The organism is Bartonella henselae str. Houston-1, assembly GCF_000046705.1.
GTDB classification, from domain to species: Bacteria; Pseudomonadota; Alphaproteobacteria; order Rhizobiales; family Rhizobiaceae; genus Bartonella; species Bartonella henselae.
The window spans coordinates 499949-520503 of sequence record NC_005956.1 but is presented as its reverse complement, the minus strand read 5'-3'; the positions used below and the strand labels follow the sequence as shown (position 1 = coordinate 520503).

Below are 20555 nucleotides of genomic sequence, written 5' to 3'. Positions count from 1 at the left end.
ACTGCATATTGGAAACTAAACGGCGCATTCATCAATTTATCCTACTATAATTTTAAATCATAAATTATAAAATTACATCTTGTATCTTAATTTATTATTTTAAATACGTATAAAAAATATAATATAAATTCATTTATGCTTATTATCTCTATTAATTAAATTTGATCCTTACAAATCATATTTATGATTTAAATATAAAATGAGATCATTAAATTTGTGATTCAACTATCTATAATCTAAAAATAAAAACAACGCTTAAAATTAAAAAAATATCCAAAATGAGAATAAAAAATAAATTCTATAGATAAGAATTATAGGAAAAGTTTGATAAGAATTTATAAAATATTTTTTAAAAAATTTCTTTAAAATATTTATCTTAAATTATCATATCTTTAATAATTAAAATAATTATAATTCCACTATGTATTTTTTACTATTGATTAAATATACATAATGATATACATTATTATGCATCATTTGATGTGTAAATACGATTTGTATATATGTAATTCATTTTCACTATATTCAATGATGTATTTAATAATTTAATTAAAATATAGAATATTTGAGGTAAAATTATGAAAAAAGTACTTAGAAATCAGCTCTTGAGTATTTTAACGATTAGTGTTTTTTTTCTTTCACAAGTTGCAAATGTTCATGCAAATCATTTAGAAAATAACTCTCAGCCAGTCGCTCCTATTTCCGTAGTAGAACAGGGAAATAAGGAAACAATCAATATGGCTGCTTTTTATATTCCAAGCTTAAATCATGGAACGGAAAATGAAGTTGCCTTTGAAGGTAAAGTTGAAAAGGTAGTTGACATCATTACGCTCGGGGTAGGTATAATGAGCGCTGGATACATAATTTCAACCGTAATAAATTGGATATCGCAAATTATATCATTCTTCAAATAACGCATAAAGAATCATATAAGCTTCATTATGTGTTTCTTGATATTATAAAGGCACATAATGAAGTAGATATCCTTTACCAAAAGCATTAATCATCGTGAAAATTTACCGACTTCTGCATTACTGACTTCCTCGATGCATCTGCTTATTTATATGAAATAATAAAAACATTTGAGGTAAAATTATGGTTAAAGTATTAAAAAATCAAGTGTTCAGTATTTTTATTGTAACATTTTTTTCTTTTTCACAAATTATAAGTGTTAGTGCTCATGCAAGTCCTTTGAAAAACAGTCCTCAGCAAGAGAATATTTCTGTTTCTGTAATGGAACAAGGAAAAAAGATAGCAATTAACATGGCTACTTTCTATATGCCAAATTTCACTTATGAAGCAAAAAATGAAGCTGCTCTTGAAGGAAAAGTTGAAAAAGTAGTCGAGCCTATCACAATAGGGATTTTTGGTATTGGAATGGCAATCGGGTATGCAACAACTGCAGTGGGACTGCTATTCGGGTGGATAATAAATCTCATTATATACAAAACAAAATAGTAGAGCTCACAAAATTTCTCTTTCAAATATGGAAACTTAATAATTCAGTATAGAAAATGAAAATAGCTTACGCTCTGTACTCATTATTACCCATAAAACGCATCGTTAATTCTTGTGAGCAAAAACAATCCTAAAAACTTTTTTTCAGCGCATCTCCTAGCTTTTTCGATGCATTTGATTAGTGATCAATTAAAAATATTTGAGGTAAAATTATGGTTAAAGTATTAAAAAATCAAGTGTTCAGTATTTTTATTGCAACGTTTTTTTCTCTTTCACAAATTATAAGTGCTCATGCAAGTCCTTTGAGAAATAGCCCTCAGCAAGAGAATATTTCTGTTTCTGTAATGGAACAAGGAAAAAAGATAGCAATCAATATGGCTGCTTTATATATGCCAAATTTCACTTATGAAGCAAAAAATGAAAATACTTATGAAGGAAAAATTGAGAAGGTGTTTGAGCCTATTACACTAGGAATTTTTACTACCGTAGGAGCTCTAGCTTTTGGCTTCCTGACAGGATCTATCATGGGTATATTTACTGGTATACTTGGATGGGCAGTAGGTAAAACTAAAGGTAAATAATCCTAAATTATCCGGTTACTTTTTTCTTTTTTTAAAAATATTTTTTAAATTGCAGTCTGTCTCACATAATTGGGCAGACTGTTTTTTGTATTTTATATAAATAATCTTACTACATTACCAATAATACTGCGTAGAAAAAATATCATACTTATTAGTATGGAAACTGATATTTAAACGAAATGAAAATTACTCCAGAGACACAGTTCATGCACTAAATGCCATGAAATTACCTCATAAATCTTCCAACATGAATTATCCTATACCATTGGAAGAGATTAATTTGTATATGATTTTTTTATTATACAAAGTAAGAATAAAAAAATAACTATGAGTAATTGATTTTTTGCAAGGAAGGTCTTCAATAAATACTATTCTCTATATTTATCTCAGTATTGAAGAAAGTGCATCAATTAACATGAATTGCAAAATAAGCGAATGAATAATAGAAAAAGGTCTCTCGTCTATAACAAACTTTTCATAAATATTTATCTCTTAACTTTAAAGACTCGAAAGGGTTCATGTCATTGTTTTTCATTACTTATAAGAATAAACAAATCAATTTCTATTGATTGAATAATTTAAATATTATGAAAAACATGAAATAAATAACTTGACCAACTCGTCGGAAATAAACAAAGGAAAAAACTTATGCAATATATCAGCACGAGAGGTGAGGCTCCTGCTTTAGGTTTTATTGAAACTATCATGACTGGACTGGCTAGTGATGGTGGACTTTATCTTCCAGAAAAATTCCCCCAATTATCATTCGATGCATTACGAGCGCTTCGTGGCCAATCCTATATGACAATCGCTAAAACTATTCTTTGGCCCTTTGTGAATAACGAAATTGAATATACTTCTTTTGAAAATATGATTTCTGAATCTTATGCTACCTTCCATCATCCTGCAACCTGTCCGTTACTGCAAACTGGCCCAAATGAATTTATTCTTGAACTTTTTCACGGTCCTACTTTGGCATTTAAAGATGTTGCAATGCAGTTTCTTTCTCGACTGATGGATTATGTGCTCATCAAAAAAAATAAATCCGCAACAATTATTGCTGCTACATCAGGTGATACAGGTGGTGCCGCAATACAAGCTTTTGCTGGAAGAGAATATTCAGACGTTTTTATCTTGTTTCCTAAAGGGCGTATATCACCCGTTCAGCAGCGGCAAATGACGACCAGTCAAAAAACAAACGTGCATGCCATAGCCATTGAAGGGAGTTTTGATGATTGCCAAGCACTGGTGAAAGCAATGTTTAATGACCATAATTTCCGGCAAAAAAAAGCACTTTCAGGAGTTAATTCTATAAATTGGGCGCGTATTATGGCGCAAATTGTTTATTATTTTTCATCCGCACTTTCTTTAGGTGCTCCTGATAGAGCTGTCTCATTTACTGTTCCTACTGGAAATTTTGGTGATATTTTTGCGGGTTATGTTGCTGCCCGTATGGGATTACCCATTGCCCAATTGGTCATTGCAACAAATGATAATGATATCCTCGTGCGCACATTGACTAATGGTACTTATGAAACACAGCCGACAACCCACACAACGTCACCCTCTATGGATATTCAAGTCTCTTCTAATTTTGAACGCTTACTGTTTGAAAGTGGCGATCGTGATCCTGTGTGGATTCGCAATGCGATGGAAAACTTGAAAAAGTCAGGATATTTTAATCTTAATGAAAAGCAGCTCAAAAATATTCGTTCCCTCTTTTCTGCAGGGAAAAGTAGCATAGCTGAAACGGCAAAAATAATTGACAGTGTTTATAAGGAAAGCGGCTATCTCGTTGATCCACATACAGCTGTTGCGCTTAAAGTAGCCCGTGAAAACAGACAACCACATATTCCAATGATCGTCCTCTCTACTGCTCATCCTGCTAAATTTCCTGATGCCATCAAAAATGCCTGTGGACTTAATGCTCCATGGCCATCTCGTCTCAACGATTTAATAGAACGCGAAGAACATTTTATAGGTCTTGCTAATGATGAAAAAATAGTAAAAGATTACATTTCTTTAAAATCGCGTGCATCTTATTAAACTTAGCTGCATTAATTCAGATTAACAATATTCCAATACTCTATAATAATTAAAGTATTTGGCTTGTTTAACGGAGTCATGAACACATGGGTGTAGATATCAGCCGCCTGCGTAATGGTTTGACCATCGCCACACATACAATGCAACAAATTGACAGTGTAGCGCTTGGAATATGGGTTAAAGTTGGCTCACGTAATGAAACCTTTACACAGCATGGAATCGCCCATCTTCTCGAACATATGGCTTTCAAAGGAACGGAAAACCGTACAGCCTTTCAGATTGCAAGTGATATTGAAGATGTCGGTGGTGAAATCAACGCTACCACCAGTACGGAAACTACCGCCTATTTTGCACGTGTACTTAAAAACGACATTCCGCTTGCCATTGACATTCTAGCCGATATTTTGATGCATTCAAAATTTGATGAGGATGAATTAGAACGAGAAAAACAAGTAGTTTTTCAAGAAATTGGTGCCGCTCGTGATGTTCCTGATGATGTTGTTTTTGATTACTTTACTGAAACAGCCTTTCGTCACCAGTCGCTTGGTCGCTCTATTTTAGGAACACCAAAAACAGTTCAATCATTTACATCTGCTGATCTCCATAGTTTTATGAATAAACACTATAGCGCAGACCGTATGATCGTAGTTGCAGCAGGCGCTGTCCAACACGAAAATTTCCTGCAAGAAGTCGAAAGTCGCCTCAGCACTTTTCGTCCTCACTCAACAGAGCCTCTCACAAACCTTGCCAATTATGTCGGAGGCGATTTTCGTGAATATCGCGATCTAATGGACACACAAGTTGTTCTTGGTTTTGAAGGACGCCCCTATCATGCGCGTGATTTTTATGCTGCACAAATTCTTTCAATCATTCTTGGTGGAGGTATGTCATCACGACTCTTTCAAGAAGTGAGAGAAAAACGTGGATTATGCTATTCTATTTATGCTTTTCATTGGGGCTTTTCAGATATCGGACTTTTTGGCCTTCACGCTGCCACCGGACAAGAGAAACTAAAAGAACTGCTTCCTGTAATTCTCGATGAGCTCTCTAAGGTAAGCAAAAATATCCACACCAATGAACTTCAACGAGCACGAGCACAATATCGAGCTACCCTTACAATGGCGCAGGAAAATCCATCTAGTCAAGCTAATTTCATTGCCCGTCAAATACTTCTTTATGGCAGAGAAATTCCACTATCTGAAACAATTGAACGCTTAGAGCTTATTACTCCTGCAAGATTAACTGATTTAGCTGGCCGTCTTTTTATCAATGCCACTCCAACATTAGCAGCTGTTGGACCTGTTGGCTCTCTCATGAATTTCGATAACTTAACATCAACACTTTCATCAAATATAAAGCAGGTTTAAATACACCTTTTTCAAACGCTTTAGTACACTATTCCCTATGTGAAGTTTTAAAAAGAGCTAAATAATATAATACACACATCTTATGATAAAATTTACCACAAAGACTCTTCTTCCTGAATAAGTTTGGAAAATATTTCTCAAAGAGGTATACAAAACTATCCAACTCACGCTTCATGTGATAAGAGATCTAGTCAATAAAAGTATATCTGTGAAATCTAAAAACTAATGGCTTAATTTTTTTCTCCCCTAAAACTAAAATTCCATCGGTTTCAAGCCTCATTGAGGCAAGCAGATATCTGATTTATATTTGTGTGAAATCAGCGTAACTTTTTAAAAGGAAACGATAACCGCTCATTATGTAGAATCAATTATAAAAGGTGGACGTATTTTCTTGAAAAGATAAATTAAAATTAAATGTCATAAAAAATACTGAGAGTGAAACATTGTGAAGAGTTTGCGTAAAATAATTAACATCATCTTTGTTATAGTCCTCAGCTCTTTTGTTCATCTTACTTCAGTACAAGCAATTGAGCCTGTTAAAATCTCTTCTCAGGATGCCGCTCTTGATCTTTCAAGAGCAATCGAAATTCATCATACTGACAACTCTATCTTTCAAACAAGTACAGTGCCAGGGCCAGACGGTATTGTATGGCGCATTGAAGTGCAGGCGAAAAATGAAAAATTTTCTGGAAATTGGGCAGTATTTTCTCTTGCAAATCCTACAGACGAACAAATTGATCGTCTTATTGTTGCCCCCCATTATCGCATGGCACACTCCGGTTTTCTTTGGCCTGACCTTGGATCAGCACGGATTCAATCCATAACGCCAAGCGAAGGTTTTTCCCTTGATCGTCAGTCCAGTGCAAACTTTGATATCTTTCGTATTACACTTAATCCTGGTGCCATCGTTACATTTGTTGCAGAGCTTAATTCTGCAAATTTGCCACAAATCTATTTATGGAAACCTGAAGCTTATAAGGATGCCATTAATTCTTACACGCTTTATCATGGTATTCTTCTTGGTATATCAGGTTTTTTGGCGCTTCTCTTAACTGTTCTTTTCGTCGTTCGTGGCACAGTTCTTTTTCCTGCAACAGCTGCTATCGCCTGGGCGGTGCTTTTTTATATTGGCATCGACTTCAATTTTTTAAACAAATTCTTTGCCGTTACCTTAACAACACAACCAATCTGGCGTGCTGGTACAGAAGTAGCGCTTGCTGCCACACTCTTCATTTTCCTTTTTACCTATCTATGTCTTAACCGTTGGCACTATCACTTCAGTTATGGTGCAATTGTGTGGACTATCACTCTTTGTGGTCTGGGAGCGTTCGCTGTTTATGACCCAACTAGAGCAGCTGGAATCGCTCGTTTGTCATTTGGCCTCACCGCTGTACTTGGTATCATTTTAATTAGCTATTTTTCCATCCGAAATTATGACCGCGCAATCATGCTTATCCCAACATGGTTGCTTATTAGCTGCTGGTGTTTAGGAGCCTATGCCTGCATAGCAGGATATTTAAACAATGATATTATCCAACCAGCTTTATCAGGTGGATTAGTGCTGATTGTTCTTCTCATCAGCTTTACTGTCATGCAACAAACTTTTTCCAATGATGCTTTCCATGAAGGAATATTTTCTGACCTTGAACAGCAAGTGCTCGCAGCAAAAGGGGCTGGAAATATTATTTGGGATTGGAATGTCGAACGTGATCGCATTATTGTGCATCCAGATATGAAGTCCCTCTTTGGGACAGAAACACACAAACTCAATGGTCCTATGCAAAACTGGATTTCAGCCTTGCACCATGATGACCGTGAACGCTTTCAAGCCGTATTGGATATCATCCTTAAAAATAAAAAAGGACGCATTGATCAAATTTTTCGACTTTCTTCCGGTGGTGGTTATTATCATTGGTTTTCTCTTCGTGCACGTCCAGCTATGCAAAAAGATGGAAAAATTACTCGTGTCATTGGCACCATTGTCAATATTACTAACCACAAGAAAGCCGAAGAACGTTTATTGTATGATGCAATCCACGACAGCTTAACGGGACTCCCTAATCAACAAATTTTTTTCGATAGATTACAAAACTATACCTCTTTGGCTAAAGCAAATATTAAAATTAGACCAACTGTCTTTATGATTGACTTTGACAATTTTCGTCAAATTAATCACAAATTAGGCATAGCTGTTGGTGACACTGTATTGCTCATTATAGCACGTCGCTTGAGCCGTCTTATTAACTTCCAAGATACCTTGTCACGTCTTTCTGCAGACCGTTTTGCAATCATTTTACTCAGCGAAACTGAACCGCAAAAAATTGCAGCATTTGCAGATCGTCTGCACAAAACAATCTCAGCGCCTATTGCACTTACAGAAAAAAAAATAATGCTTTCACCATCAATTGGGCTAGTCACGTGGAGTGAAAATAGATCAACTGCCAAAGATATTTTAAATGATAGTGAACTAGCGATGATCCGTGCAAAACAAATGGGCGGAAACCATATTGAACCTTTTCGCCCCAATTTTCGTACGTTAGGCCTCGAGCACAACACTATGGGGCAAGACGTTCATTATGCCATAAAACGTAATGAAATAAAAATTCTCTACCATCCTATTCTTAATTTATCAGATGGACATATTATTGGTTTTGAAACAATTGTAGAATGGCATCATCCAAATTATGGAAATCTTAATATCTCTGATTTTATCCAGATCTTAGAAAACGAACAAATCGTTATGGATTTAGCAGAATTTATCATCGACAATGCCGTTATTGATCTTATAAATGTACAAGAAAAATTCTTCCAACAATCTTTCTTTATTTCAATCAATTTACCAAGCCCGGAAATGGTTCATCCTCGCTTCATAAGTCAATTACGCTCCACTCTGCTTCGCCACCCACTTAACAAAGGGGGATTGATGATAGAAATATCGGAATTTGTCTTGAGAAAAAACCCTGAACAATCAGCGCACTTTCTTGAACAAATTAAAGCACTGGGACTAAATCTCGCACTGGATAATTTTGGAACAGGTTATTCATCACTTGCGTATCTCGTTCGTTATCCATTCGACATGGTTAAATTAGATCGTTCACTGATCTCAATCGATTCGCCTAAGAAAAAACTTATTCTCAAATCTATTATCAATATGGCAATTGATCTTAATTTACAAATCATCGCAGAAGGCGTTGAAAATGAAAAAGAAGCGATTTCCCTACGTCAAGAAGGCTGTAAATATGTTCAAAGCACACTTGTTACTAAACCAATTGCCATCGAAGAGTTAATCACTCTCGTTCAAAATCATTTCCCTTATAAAAACAAGCCATAGGAGAAGAATATACTTTTAAATCAAAACTCGGAAAATAGTGAAACTCTTTACGCATGCCCCATTTCAGAAACAAGATAGGTTGGGTTGATCCCCATACGGATTAAACTTTCATCATATTTGCGATTCAAATCGCTTTCGAAAAGAAAACTAGGCGATGTGGAACTTATCAGCCAGCCGTTCGTAGAAATTTCTGCCTCAAGTTGTCCCGCTTTCCATCCAGCATAACCTAGTGCGATCAATGCATGTTGAGGACCTTTTTCACAACTGATTGCTTTTAGTATATCAATTGTTGCAGTAAAACAGATCTTATCCGCAACAAGAACGGTTTCTTCACAAGCATAATCATCCGAATGAAGTACAAAACCACGTGAAGGATCAACAGGTCCACCATAGCGTACGGGAAACTTTTTTATTGGTTCAGAAAGATCTTTTTTTTGACCACTGTTTATGACACCAAGATGAAGTAAAAGCTCAGGAAAACCAATATGATGCAATTGATTGAGAATAATCCCCATAGCACCAGCATCAGAATGTGCACAAATATAAATAACAGAACGGATAAAGCGTTTGTCATTCATTCCAGGCATTGCTATGAGTAACTGTCCACCTAAAAAGCCACCACGTTGCTTCATTAATCTGTTATTCTCCATAACTTACATGTTAAAATTCCAGTCCAGTTCATACAAAAAGAGAATAAAACGCAAATGAAAAAAATTCAAATCTTTATACAATTAAAAAATATTTCAATTTTATGTTATAAAGAACTTTTAGTTACTTTAAACTTAATATTCGTATTTTTAGGATTTCTTCACTCCTCTGTTAGCGCTCAAACAAAACAAGAGGTATATCTTTTTACAACACCTTGGTATGAATCAGATGGAGGACGCGTCAGATTATCTATCACCAATTCTTCTCTTTCTAAAATAAGAAACGGCGTCATTGAAATTGTTCTTAAACCTGGATGGAAAACATACTGGCGCAATCCGGGTGATTCAGGTATGGCACCATTTTTTAATTTCAAGCAACAAGTTTCTTATGAAATCTTTTATCCCACACCACAGCTTTATGAAACAGAAAATGACTGGTCAATCGGTTATAAAAATGAAGTCCTATTGCCTTTTACCATCTCCCATACAAGCGGTAACTTAACTGGTTCTTTAACTCTTGGATTATGTAATAAAATCTGTCTTCCGTTTACTGTTAACTTTAATTTTTCTCCATCCATTCAAAAAAACAAACGGCTTCCTTTATCCCTATTAAAGAAGGCTCAGGATGCCTTACCTCATACAATACATCATGAGTTAAAAATAAATGTTAAAAAAGAGACAAATACCCTCTTTATTAAAATAAAAAATAACAAGAAAATCATACCGATATCTCTCTTTTTAGATGGAGGAGAAATGCAAATTGGACCAGCAAAAAAAGTAAGTGATACCGCCGAATATACACTTTTTAGCGCTCCTATCCATTTCATACCAAAAACAACAAATAAAACAGTTTTTTACACGGTTTCCTTTAAAGATTACGCCTTAAGCGGAACATTCATCGTTCCTCTGTAATCAAACCCTCTTTCTATTCCGTGATCAAAGGAAAAGATCTCAAAGACTATGCCGAAAAACATCCATTTTCGCGATATTCAGCAATTGCCTTACGTGCAAGTGCATCTGCACGCTCATTATCTGGATGACCAGTATGCCCTTTTATCCAGTGCCATCTGATAGTATGGAAAGAACAGACGCCCTCAAGAGCTTGCCATAACTCTTTATTTTTAACAGGTTTTTTTGACACAGTCTGCCAATTATTCTTCTTCCATCCTTTAAGCCATAAAGATATACCGTTGCGCACATAAACTGAGTCCGTATAAAGATCGACCGAACAAGATTCTTTAAGTGCCTTTAACGCACAAAGTGCCGCCATTAGTTCCATTTGATTATTGGTCGTTTGTACTTCTCCACCATAAAGCTCACGTTCATGACCATTCCATCGTAAAATCGCTCCCCACCCTCCAACTCCAGGATTTCCTGAGCAAGCACCATCTGTATAAATTTCAACGACTTTCTGTTGATGTAACATAAAATTTAAAAACCTAATTCACTTAGTGAACCTACATTACTGAAAAAACAAAGCTTATGCCAATATTCCCATGGGTCTTTCTTAACAACAACACTACCCGGCGGTGTATTGAACCAATCATAAAGGCGTGTGAGTAAAAAGCGTAAAGCTGCACCACGTGCCAACAGAACAATCGCATTCAATTCTAAAGGCACCAGTGGCCTTATTTTTTGATAACTTTCCAATAGCCCACGTGCTTTGATAAGATTATAGGAATGGTCATGTTCAAAACACCAAGCATTCAAACAAATAGCCAAGTCATAAGCCCAAAAGTCATTACAAGCAAAATAAAAGTCAATAATGCCAGAAAGACGATCGTTCAAAAAAAACACATTATCATTGAACAAATCAGCATGAATAATACCTGTCGGCAAAATCGACGGCCAATTTTCTTCTAAAAAAGCCAACTCAGTATCAATTTTTTTTCCAAACTCTCTAAGCAACGGATCTTTCCTTACTTGGCAACGTTTCCATAAGCATTTCCAATCCACAAGAGAAAGAGTATTTCTCCGACTAAGCGAAAAATCCTGAGCAGCTAAATGCAACTGGGCTAGACTACAACCCACTTCGCAACAATGATAGATATTGGACTGGCGGACCCATTCCCCTTCCAAAAAGGTAATAATAGCAGCAGGACGTCCTGCTAATTCACCGATCATCATCCCATTATTTTGAATTACCGGTTGAGGACAAGGAACGCCCCGTCTCCCTAAGTGCTGCATAAGATTACAAAAAAAAGGCAAATCATCTTTTGAAATACGTTGTTCATAAAGCGTTAGAATAAACTTACCTTCTGTTGTATACAGCATGAAATTAGAATTTTCGATACCCTCCACTATGCCTTGATAGGAGAGAAGCGAACCTATCGAATAACGTGTTAAGAATGCCTTCAAATCATTTGGATGAATATCTGTATGAACCGCCATTATTCTGCTTTCATTGAAGGCATTTACATATCCTGATTTTTGTTTTTTAGCATCTCAGATCGACCATTCATAAAAGCCATATCTTGAGGAGTCAAAACAACATCACGTAATTCGCGATTGACTAAAAATGTCTCGTTTTCCACCACTGTTTCAGCCAATTCTATTGTCACATTATAACGCTTACGAAAAGCTGAAATAATTTCATCAACAATAATTTCAGGAGCAGAAGCTCCCGCTGAAAGACTTACGACAGAAAGAGCACCTAAATGATCAAAATCAATTTCATCAGCCCGTTGAACTAAAATAGACTGCCGCGCACCCGATCTCTCAGCAACCTCTACCAAACGTCGTGAATTAGAAGAATTCGGTGCACCAACAATCAAAAATAAATCGCTTCCCAGAGCTGCTGCCTTAACAGCATTTTGGCGATTCGTCGTAGCATAGCAAATTGATTCGGCAGCTGGTGGTTCCAACGCAGGGAAACGTCTTTGTAATACATCAAGAATCTCTGCTGTATCTTCAACAGAAAGTGTTGTTTGCGTTACAAATCCTAAATTATCTGGATCATCTGGTTGATAATGCAAAGCATCTTCCACCGTTTCAATTAACGTAACACCCCCTTTTTCAAGCTGTCCCATTGTTCCTATCACCTCAGGATGACCAGCATGACCAATCAATATAACATGACGTCTATGGCGTTGATGACGCATTGCTTGTTTATGAACCTTAGAAACCAACGGACATGTTGCGTCGAGATAAAACAAATTATAACAATCAGCCTGTTCTGGTACAGATTTTGGCACACCATGCGCAGAAAATACAACAGGTTGATTGCGATGTTCTTCTGGAATCTCATCAAGTTCTTCTACAAAAATGGCCCCCCGTTGCTGCAATCCTTCAACGACATAGCGATTGTGTACAATTTCATGACGAACATACACCGGAGCACCATATTTTTTTAATGCAAGAAGAACAATTTGGATAGCGCGATCAACCCCTGCACAAAATCCACGTGGATTACAAAGGCGTATTATTAAAGGGGAAAGTATAGACATAAACCTTCCTTAATATTTATAACTTTGATCATATATTTAAACTCATTGTTCTTACGCACAATACAAACAGTGTAAAAAGAAAAATTGAAAAAAACCTCCTGCCCTGTAACAGCGCATCACGTATGACACATTCTTATAATTATTTAAGCAGAGTTATTTTAAGTTTTCTTTTTAATTTCATTGTACTAGAGAATGATGAAACACCAAACAAAAAATTCAATCAAAAGAATTCCAAATATAGCCGCTAAATAAAATAACGAAAAGAAAAACGTCTTTTTTGCCATCAAAATAGTTGCGTCATACGTATTAGATTTCCACAAACGATAAGCAAAATGAATAAAGATAATACTTAAAACTGTCGAAAAAATACCATAGAAAACACCCGCAAAACCGATAATAAAAGGTCCAGCAGCACATATTGCCATCAAAATAGTATAAAATAAGATCTGTTTTTTTGTTGAATGCTCCCCTCGTACATTAGGCATCATAGGAATACCCGCTGCATCATAATCAAGAGATGAAAAGAGAGAAAGAGACCAAAAATGCGGTGGAGTCCACATAAAAATAATTAAAAATAATAAAAAGCTCTCAATATTCACTGTACCGGTTGCCGCAGCCCATCCAATCATAGGTGGAAAAGCTCCAGCTGCACCACCAATAACAATATTTTGCGGCGTTCTACGCTTTAGCCAAATTGTATAGACAACGATATAAAAGAAAATTGTAAACGCAAGAAAAAGTGCTGCAAACCAATTAACGAAACTCCCCATAATCAATACAGAAAGTATAGAAAGAACCATGCCAAAAATAAACGCCTTCCTGGAACTGATTTTACCAGCAGGAATAGGGCGACTTTTTGTACGTTCCATCACCGCATCAATGTCAGCATCATACCACATATTCAGTGCTCCAGCACCGCCACCACCTACAGCAATACACAAAATTGCTAAAAAACCATACAATGGATTTATAGAAACAGGTGATACGATCAATCCGACTAGAGCTGTAAAGACAACAAGCAACATAACCCGTGGTTTTAATAATGTGATATAATCATAAACACTCGGTTTTGGCGAAATTGATTTACTACCACTTGCAACCGATAATTCTCTTGGAATAGACATTCCGCTCACAGACCTTTTCCATCTCTGTCATCCATAAGCAAATACTTTCTGGCATATGGAAATGACCAATTAATATATGAGTACTTTTGAGAACATAGAGGATACTTCTCTTATACGTATCCCTTAAAAATAGAGAGAAGTATCTGCAACAAAAATACATTTTTTCAATACACATTTTTTCTTACATTAAAACAATACACATTTTTTCTTACATTAAAAAATGTATCATAAAAATAAAATACATCTTACCAAACATCATAAAGCAATACTAAAAGCTTTTTCTCTTAGAACACTGTTTTTTTCACTTTTTCTTTCGTGCATATGGGGTAATATGTTTTGGTAGAAACTGGTTTTATGTTATAATTTTAGTTTAAAATTCTTTTATACAAACCTTTACACAAGAGTGTTGATTTAGGTAAGGTTTTCTGTGGTACTTTATAAATTGATAAAAAAAAATTTCCTCGTTGGTGCTGTTCTTTACGCACTTTATAATAGCTCCATCACTCACGCTGTTGCACAAACATCGGATATACAAAGTGTCCCTCCCCCACAAACCTATGGTGCATGGACAAAAGTCTGTTCTCTGCCGCCAGGTACACCTAATATACAATGTGAAGTTGTGCAAAACGTACACACACAGAATCGGTATGATATTACCCTGCGTGTTACCTTTTATAAACTTCCTAAAAATCAAGGTGTTCTGATGCGTGTTTTTGTTCCAATCCGCGTTGAATTGCGCCCTGGTGTTGGACTTAAAATTGACGATAAAAATATGGGACGAATAGAATATCGCCGTTGTCTGGGTGATAATTGTGTTGCTGAAGCGGTTCTTAAAGACGATATATTAAAGCTTTTTTTAAAAGGTAAAACAGCAACCTATTTTATCTTCACAACTCCCGAGCAAGGAATCGGAAGCCTCATTGATCTTCAAGGACTTAATGATGCCTATACAAATTTACCAATGTAATAAAATTTGTCTCTCAGAATCTGTCTTATAGTTTCTTGAAAAAACAAATGAAATCTTCCAGACATCAATGAAAATAGGATAACCGTCATGAAATCCCTGATTGATCATTTTGATATTGCTTCAGCTAAAGTACAATCACTTGTGCAAGAAACACTTCACCATGCTGATGATGGCGAGCTTTATCTTGAGTATACAGAAAGTGAAACGCTTTTATTTGACAATAGACAGCTTAAAAATGGCTCATTTCATCAAGATATGGGGTTTGGTCTGCGTGTTGTTGCTGGAGAAGCTACTGGATATGCACACTCTAGTGAATTATCAGCTGCCGCACTCAAACGTGCTAGTGAAGCAGCTAAAACTGTTACCTATAAGAATCATGCAGGGCCTTATAGCGTAGCACCTCAACAAACAAACAAAAAACTTTATCAGCCACATAATCCCCTTAATGCTCCATCATTTGAAGAAAAAAGTGCACTTTTGCAAAAAATTGATGACTATTTACGTGCAAAAAATGATAAATTGCATCAAGTAACTGTTTCTCTTTCCGGTTCACTACAGCATGTTGAAATTTTACGCGCTGATGGGAATCTTGTGCGTGATATCCGTCCTCTTGTACGACTTTCCATATCTGTGGTTGCTGCTGAGGGTAATCGGCGTGAAAATGGCTTCTATGGATGTGGTGGACGACAAGCATTTAGTCAATTCATTAGCGAAGAAAATTGGAAAAAAGCTGCCGATGAGGCTTTGCGTATGGCTCTCATAAACTTAGAAGCAGAAGCAGCTCCAGCAGGAACATTTGATGTTGTCTTAGCCAATGGATGGCCTGGCGTTATGCTTCATGAAGCCGTAGGCCATGGATTGGAAGGAGACTTTAACCGCAAAAAAACATCTGCTTTTTCTGGGCTTTTGGGTCAACAAGTTGCCGCAAAAGGTGTCACAGTTGTTGATGATGGTACAATTCCAAAATGTCGTGGTTCACTCACCATTGATGATGAAGGTACGCCATCAGGATATAACATTCTTATTGAAAATGGAAAACTTGTTGGTTTTATGCAAGATAGGCTAAATGCTCGGCTTATGGGTGTTAATCCAACTGGAAATGGACGGCGTGAATCCTATGCATATGCACCAATGCCACGAATGACAAATACGATCATGCTAGGAGGCGACAAAACACCTGAAGAAATTCTATCTTCACTCAAAAGCGGTATCTATGCTGTTTCCTTTGGTGGTGGACAGGTTGATATCACTTCTGGAAAATTCGTCTTTGAATGCACTGAAGCTTACAGAGTAGAAAATGGCAAAATTGTAGCCCCCATTAAAGGTGCAACTCTTATTGGAAACGGGCCAGAAGCCATGAAACGTATTACAATGATTGGAAATGATAGTAAACTTGATAATGGTATCGGTACGTGTGGAAAAGCCGGACAAAGCGTACCTGTTGGCGTTGGACAACCTCATCTGCGCATTAATAATATGACAATTGGTGGAACAGAACTTACATGAAAGATACAAATCAACTTGATTAAAAAAATTCTCAACAGAATTTAAAAGAGTTTTCAATCTAAGCTAAAGCTTCCAATTTGCCTTTATTTTTCGTTTGCTCAAAAGTGCAACAATTTCAACATGTGGTGACCATAAAAATTGATCAATCGGTATGATTTTCTCTATTGTGTAGCCACCGGCAACAAGAAGAGATAAATCACGAGCAAATGTAACAGGATTACACGAAATAGTGACGACACGAGGGATTGTTGTCTTTGCTAATTCACGTACCTGTTCTTGTGCACCAGCACGTGGAGGATCAAAAACAACGCACTCAAAACACGACAACTCCTTCGCAGAAAGTGGACGACGAAAAAGATCACGTCTTTCACAAGTTATTGTTTTTAAACCCGTCGCAAAACGCGCTGCCCGATCTAAATTTGCTAATGCTGTCTCATTATTTTCTACCGCATGCACATTCATCTTTTTTGCCATACGTAAGGTAAATGTTCCTAACCCTGAAAACAAATCAACGGCATTCTTTGCTTTTTCTAAATAGGCCAAAATAATATTGCCCATAATATTTTCTGCTTCAAAAGTTGCTTGTAAAAACCCACCAGCAGGAAATTCAACACAGACATCTCCGAAGTAAACCAATGGTTTTTCTCGTTCAACCAAAATTTCACCTTCCACAGATAAACGTGTCATTCCATATGCAAGAGCTGTATGAATCATTTGCTGACGAATATGCTCATCTCTTACAACACACCCATTGAAAGCAACATCTAAACCATTTTCAACAGATGTCACTGTAACCTGAAAACGCTTGGTATGATTGCCTACAAGAGCGCAAAGTAACTTGATAGAATTGAGTTTAGACATAATCTCTAAACGTGTGACTGGACATTCCTCAAGTGCGATAACATCATGAGATAAATAACGGTTAAAGCCAACAATATGACCTTTCTGAGTGGCAAGCGCTGTTAAAGTGATTCGCCGGCGATTTTGGTATCCACCTTCAATTAAAGGAGAAACAAAAACATCAATCCCATATCTTTTCAGCGCATCAATAACCAATTGTCGTTTCCAAGAGCGATAAGCATCAGCATGCCAATGCTGAAGAACACACCCTCCACAATTTTCAAAATGTTGGCAGATGGCATCAATGCGTTCTGATGATTTTTTTTCTAAGGCAATAAGTTTTCCATATTTTCCACGAAGAGCAACTATAGCTACCTCTCCCGGTAAAGTAAAAGGAACAGAGAGAGAGTCATGCGATATATTGGAAATACCGTGACCACTTGCTCCAATATGGTCAATTACAACTCTGTTACTCACTCTTTTTTTCTCCGAACAACAAATATTCTAAATTGCCATCAGCACCTGCAATGGATGAGGGAAGCAAACCTTTTGCAATCCAGCCTCTTTGCGTATTGAGCCAATCAAAAAGTCCCTCAGCAGTTTGTTTTGCTCTTGATAGATCTTTCAATATCCCCCCTTTACTAAGAAATTCTCGACCAATTTCAAATTGTGGCTTTACCAATAAAACGGCTTGTGCTCCCTGCTTTGCTAAAGACAAAACAGGAGGTAATGCAAGTTTGAGAGAAATAAAACTAACGTCTGAGACAATGAGATCAATCTCCCGTCCACCTAAATGTTCCTGTTTTAAATCTCTAACATTTAAGCCTTCCAATAAGGTTATCGCACTGTTGCCAAATAAACGTGCATCCAATTGATTATGACCAACATCGACAGCAATAACATGCTCTGCTCCGCGCTCTAAGAGAACTTGTGTAAAACCACCTGTCGATGCACCAATATCAATGGCAGTCACTTTATCCGTTACAATCGGAAATGCATCAAGTGCACCCATCAATTTTAGTGCCGCACGTGAAACATAATTTTGTGCTGGATCAAAAACGACAATTTCTGCATCATCAGGGATGATTTGCCCAGCTTTTAAAATGATTTCACCATTCACCTTAACCGTTTGACGCACAATAGCATCACGTGCTCGTGAACGAGTCGTAAAAAAGTTTTTTTCAACTAAAAGAATATCGAGCCTTTTTCTAACGGCCATCTCATACTCGAACTCTCTGCACTGTCCGAATCTTGCGTCCTAAAGCAGAAAAAACCGTATTAACAATACCAACAGCATCAAGTCCTATACGCGAAAGAACTTTCTCTTGTGAACCATGATTCAAATATTCATCAGGAAGTTTTAATGTGCGAACTTTCAAACCATGTTCTAAAAGCCCTTCTTGTGCCAAAAACTGTAATAAGTGCGCTCCAAACCCGCCTATTGCACCTTCTTCAATTGTCACTAATACTTCATGCTCACGTGCTAAACGACGCATCAAATCTTTATCTAAGGGCTTCGCAAACCGTGCATCTGCAACAGTCGTAGACAATCCTTCAGCACTCAACTCATCAGCAGCCACCAACACTTCTGATATCCGCGTTCCAAAACAAACCAAAGCTATCCTGTTTCCCTCATGCAGAATACGTCCTTTGCCAATCTCTAATATCTCACCGCGCTGCGGTAAATCCATGCCAATGCCTTCACCACGCGGATAACGAAAAGAAATTGGCCCCTGATCATAAGCTGCAGCGGTACGTACCATATGCATCAGTTCCACCTCATCAGAAGGCGCCATGACAACAAATTCAGGAAGAGTAGTCAAAAAAACAATATCAAAACTGCCAGCATGCGTCGCACCATCTGCACCTACAAAGCCAGCTCGATCAATCGCAAAACGCACAGGCAACTTTTGAATCGATACATCGTGGATAATCTGATCATAAGCGCGCTGTAAAAAAGTAGAATAAATCGCGACAAAAGGTTTATAGCCTTCACAGGCCATTCCAGCAGCAAAAGTTACTGCATGCTGCTCAGCGATACCAACATCAAACATTCTCTCAGGAAATTTTTCAGCGAAAAAATCAAGACCCGTTCCAGTTGGCATTGCCGCTGTTATAGCAACAATCTTATCATCATAACTGGCTTCTTCTCTTAAAGCTTTAGAAAATACTTTAGTATAGGGAAGAACATTGCTTGATGCTTTAACCTGTTTACCTGTTATAATATCAAAACGATTAACACCATGATATTTATCCAATGATGCTTCCGCAGGTGCATATCCCTTACCCTTATGCGTGACTACATGTATCAAAACAGGACCTGTAGGATATTCACGAACATTCTTTAAAACAGGCAATAAATGCTTTAAATTGTGACCATCTATTGGTCCAACATAGTAAAAGCCAAGCTCTTCAAATAAAGTTCCTCCAACCAAAAAACCACGCGCAAATTCCTCTGAACGACGTGCTTTGTCTAAAAAGAACTTGGGCAATTTTTCACCTAGCACCTTTACCCGTTCACGCAAACTACGGTAAGCGGGACGAGAAACTAATCGTGCAAGATGAGCACTCATAGCACCTGTAGGTGGTGCAATAGACATATCATTATCATTAAGAACAACAATCAAGCGTGCATTTAAAGCACCAGCGTTATTCATCGCTTCATAGGCCATACCAGCAGACATAGCGCCATCACCAATCACAGCAACAATATTGCGTCTTTTCTCTGCTTTTAAAGCACTTGCCACCGCCATACCAAGACCTGCTGAAATAGAAGTAGAAGAATGCCCTGCACCAAATGGATCATATACACTTTCTGAACGCTTTGTAAAACCTGACAATCCCCCCTCTTGACGCAATGTGCGAATTTTCTCTCTACGTCCCGTTAAAATTTTATGCGGATAAGCTTGATGACCAACATCCCAAATAATCCTATCCTCAGGGGTATTAAAAACATAATGCAATGCAACTGTAAGCTCAATAACACCAAGTCCTGCACCAAGATGACCACCTGTTACGGAAACCACATCAATTGTTTCTGCACGCAACTCATCAGCTAACCGTGCCAAATCAGATTCAGGAAATGCCCGCAAATCTTGTGGTTCACAAACACGATCAAGTAATGGCGTCAATGTCCGAGACAAAAAAAACTCCCTATTATCTTATTAAAAGAATGAAATATTAAGAATAAGCCTTCTTCACTCTTTCGTTTACAGTGTGGTGCATTTTATCGAAATACTTTA

The 20555-nt window shown here is 37.0% G+C and carries 17 protein-coding genes; 9 read left to right on the top strand and 8 right to left on the bottom strand.

Going from position 1 to position 20555, the window contains the following annotated elements; translation table 11 throughout:
- Nucleotides 1-578 precede the first annotated feature (578 nt).
- The 6 genes from AYT27_RS02345 to AYT27_RS02320 all read left to right on the top strand — a co-directional run bounded on the left by AYT27_RS02345 (nt 579) and on the right by AYT27_RS02320 (nt 8783).
- On the top strand, nt 579-914 hold the full coding sequence (locus tag AYT27_RS02345) for a hypothetical protein (RefSeq protein WP_011180384.1): 336 nt from the start codon (nt 579-581) through the stop codon (nt 912-914).
- A gap of 181 nt (nt 915-1095) precedes the next feature.
- Entirely contained in the window at nt 1096-1458 is a 363-nt protein-coding gene (locus AYT27_RS02340; protein ID WP_011180383.1) for a hypothetical protein, read from the top strand.
- Between the two features lie 212 nt (nt 1459-1670).
- Nucleotides 1671-2039, top strand: a complete 369-nt coding sequence (locus tag AYT27_RS02335) for a hypothetical protein (protein ID WP_011180382.1) — start codon at nt 1671-1673, stop codon at nt 2037-2039.
- A gap of 648 nt (nt 2040-2687) precedes the next feature.
- A complete protein-coding gene (thrC, locus tag AYT27_RS02330; RefSeq protein ID WP_011180381.1) occupies nt 2688-4085 on the top strand; it encodes a threonine synthase in 1398 nt (465 codons plus the stop codon).
- Between the two features lie 86 nt (nt 4086-4171).
- Entirely contained in the window at nt 4172-5452 is a 1281-nt protein-coding gene (locus tag AYT27_RS02325) for a M16 family metallopeptidase (RefSeq protein ID WP_011180380.1), read from the top strand.
- Nucleotides 5453-5897: 445 nt separating this feature from the next.
- Nucleotides 5898-8783, top strand: coding sequence for an EAL domain-containing protein (locus AYT27_RS02320; protein ID WP_011180379.1), 2886 nt, complete (start codon nt 5898-5900; stop codon nt 8781-8783).
- A 47-nt stretch (nt 8784-8830) separates the two neighbouring features.
- Here AYT27_RS02320 and AYT27_RS02315 read toward each other — a convergent pair whose 3' ends face one another.
- A complete protein-coding gene (locus tag AYT27_RS02315; RefSeq protein WP_011180378.1) occupies nt 8831-9415 on the bottom strand; it encodes a YqgE/AlgH family protein in 585 nt (194 codons plus the stop codon).
- Between the two features lie 72 nt (nt 9416-9487).
- On the opposite strand from AYT27_RS02315, the gene AYT27_RS02310 reads away from it, so the two are divergent.
- Nucleotides 9488-10342 carry a protein-disulfide reductase DsbD domain-containing protein gene (locus tag AYT27_RS02310; RefSeq protein ID WP_011180377.1) on the top strand — a complete coding sequence of 285 codons (855 nt, stop codon included), beginning with the start codon at nt 9488-9490 and terminating at the stop codon, nt 10340-10342.
- 46 nt (nt 10343-10388) lie between these two features.
- Here the strand turns inward: AYT27_RS02310 and rnhA are convergent, their stop codons facing one another.
- From rnhA to cyoE, 4 genes are all read right to left on the bottom strand, one after another.
- Nucleotides 10389-10856, bottom strand: coding sequence for a ribonuclease HI (gene rnhA / locus AYT27_RS02305; RefSeq protein ID WP_011180376.1), 468 nt, complete (start codon nt 10854-10856; stop codon nt 10389-10391).
- Nucleotides 10857-10861: 5 nt separating this feature from the next.
- Nucleotides 10862-11821, bottom strand: coding sequence for a homoserine kinase (locus tag AYT27_RS02300; RefSeq protein ID WP_011180375.1), 960 nt, complete (start codon nt 11819-11821; stop codon nt 10862-10864).
- Nucleotides 11822-11844: 23 nt separating this feature from the next.
- Nucleotides 11845-12876: a 4-hydroxy-3-methylbut-2-enyl diphosphate reductase gene (ispH, locus tag AYT27_RS02295; RefSeq protein WP_011180374.1), complete on the bottom strand. Its 1032-nt coding sequence runs from the start codon at nt 12874-12876 to the stop codon at nt 11845-11847.
- 185 nt (nt 12877-13061) lie between these two features.
- Nucleotides 13062-14000, bottom strand: a complete 939-nt coding sequence (cyoE, locus tag AYT27_RS02290; RefSeq protein ID WP_011180373.1) for a heme o synthase — start codon at nt 13998-14000, stop codon at nt 13062-13064.
- A gap of 427 nt (nt 14001-14427) precedes the next feature.
- Between cyoE and AYT27_RS02285 the strand changes: the two genes are divergently transcribed.
- Nucleotides 14428-14967 (top strand): invasion associated locus B family protein, encoded by a 540-nt coding sequence (locus AYT27_RS02285; protein ID WP_011180372.1) that lies wholly within the window; start codon nt 14428-14430, stop codon nt 14965-14967.
- Between the two features lie 87 nt (nt 14968-15054).
- Nucleotides 15055-16473 (top strand): metalloprotease TldD, encoded by a 1419-nt coding sequence (gene tldD, locus AYT27_RS02280; RefSeq protein ID WP_011180371.1) that lies wholly within the window; start codon nt 15055-15057, stop codon nt 16471-16473.
- Between the two features lie 63 nt (nt 16474-16536).
- On the opposite strand, the gene AYT27_RS02275 is transcribed toward tldD, so the two are convergent.
- Genes AYT27_RS02275 through dxs form a run of 3 tightly spaced genes read right to left on the bottom strand, consistent with a single transcriptional unit; the run spans nt 16537 to nt 20456 of the window.
- Nucleotides 16537-17790, bottom strand: a complete 1254-nt coding sequence (locus AYT27_RS02275; RefSeq protein ID WP_011180370.1) for a class I SAM-dependent RNA methyltransferase — start codon at nt 17788-17790, stop codon at nt 16537-16539.
- Nucleotides 17783-18532: a TlyA family RNA methyltransferase gene (locus AYT27_RS02270; RefSeq protein WP_011180369.1), complete on the bottom strand. Its 750-nt coding sequence runs from the start codon at nt 18530-18532 to the stop codon at nt 17783-17785. Before AYT27_RS02270 ends, AYT27_RS02275 begins: the two co-directional genes overlap by 8 nt.
- A 1-nt stretch (nt 18533) precedes the next feature.
- Nucleotides 18534-20456, bottom strand: a complete 1923-nt coding sequence (gene dxs / locus AYT27_RS02265) for a 1-deoxy-D-xylulose-5-phosphate synthase (RefSeq protein ID WP_011180368.1) — start codon at nt 20454-20456, stop codon at nt 18534-18536.
- Between the last annotated feature and the right edge of the window lie 99 nt (nt 20457-20555).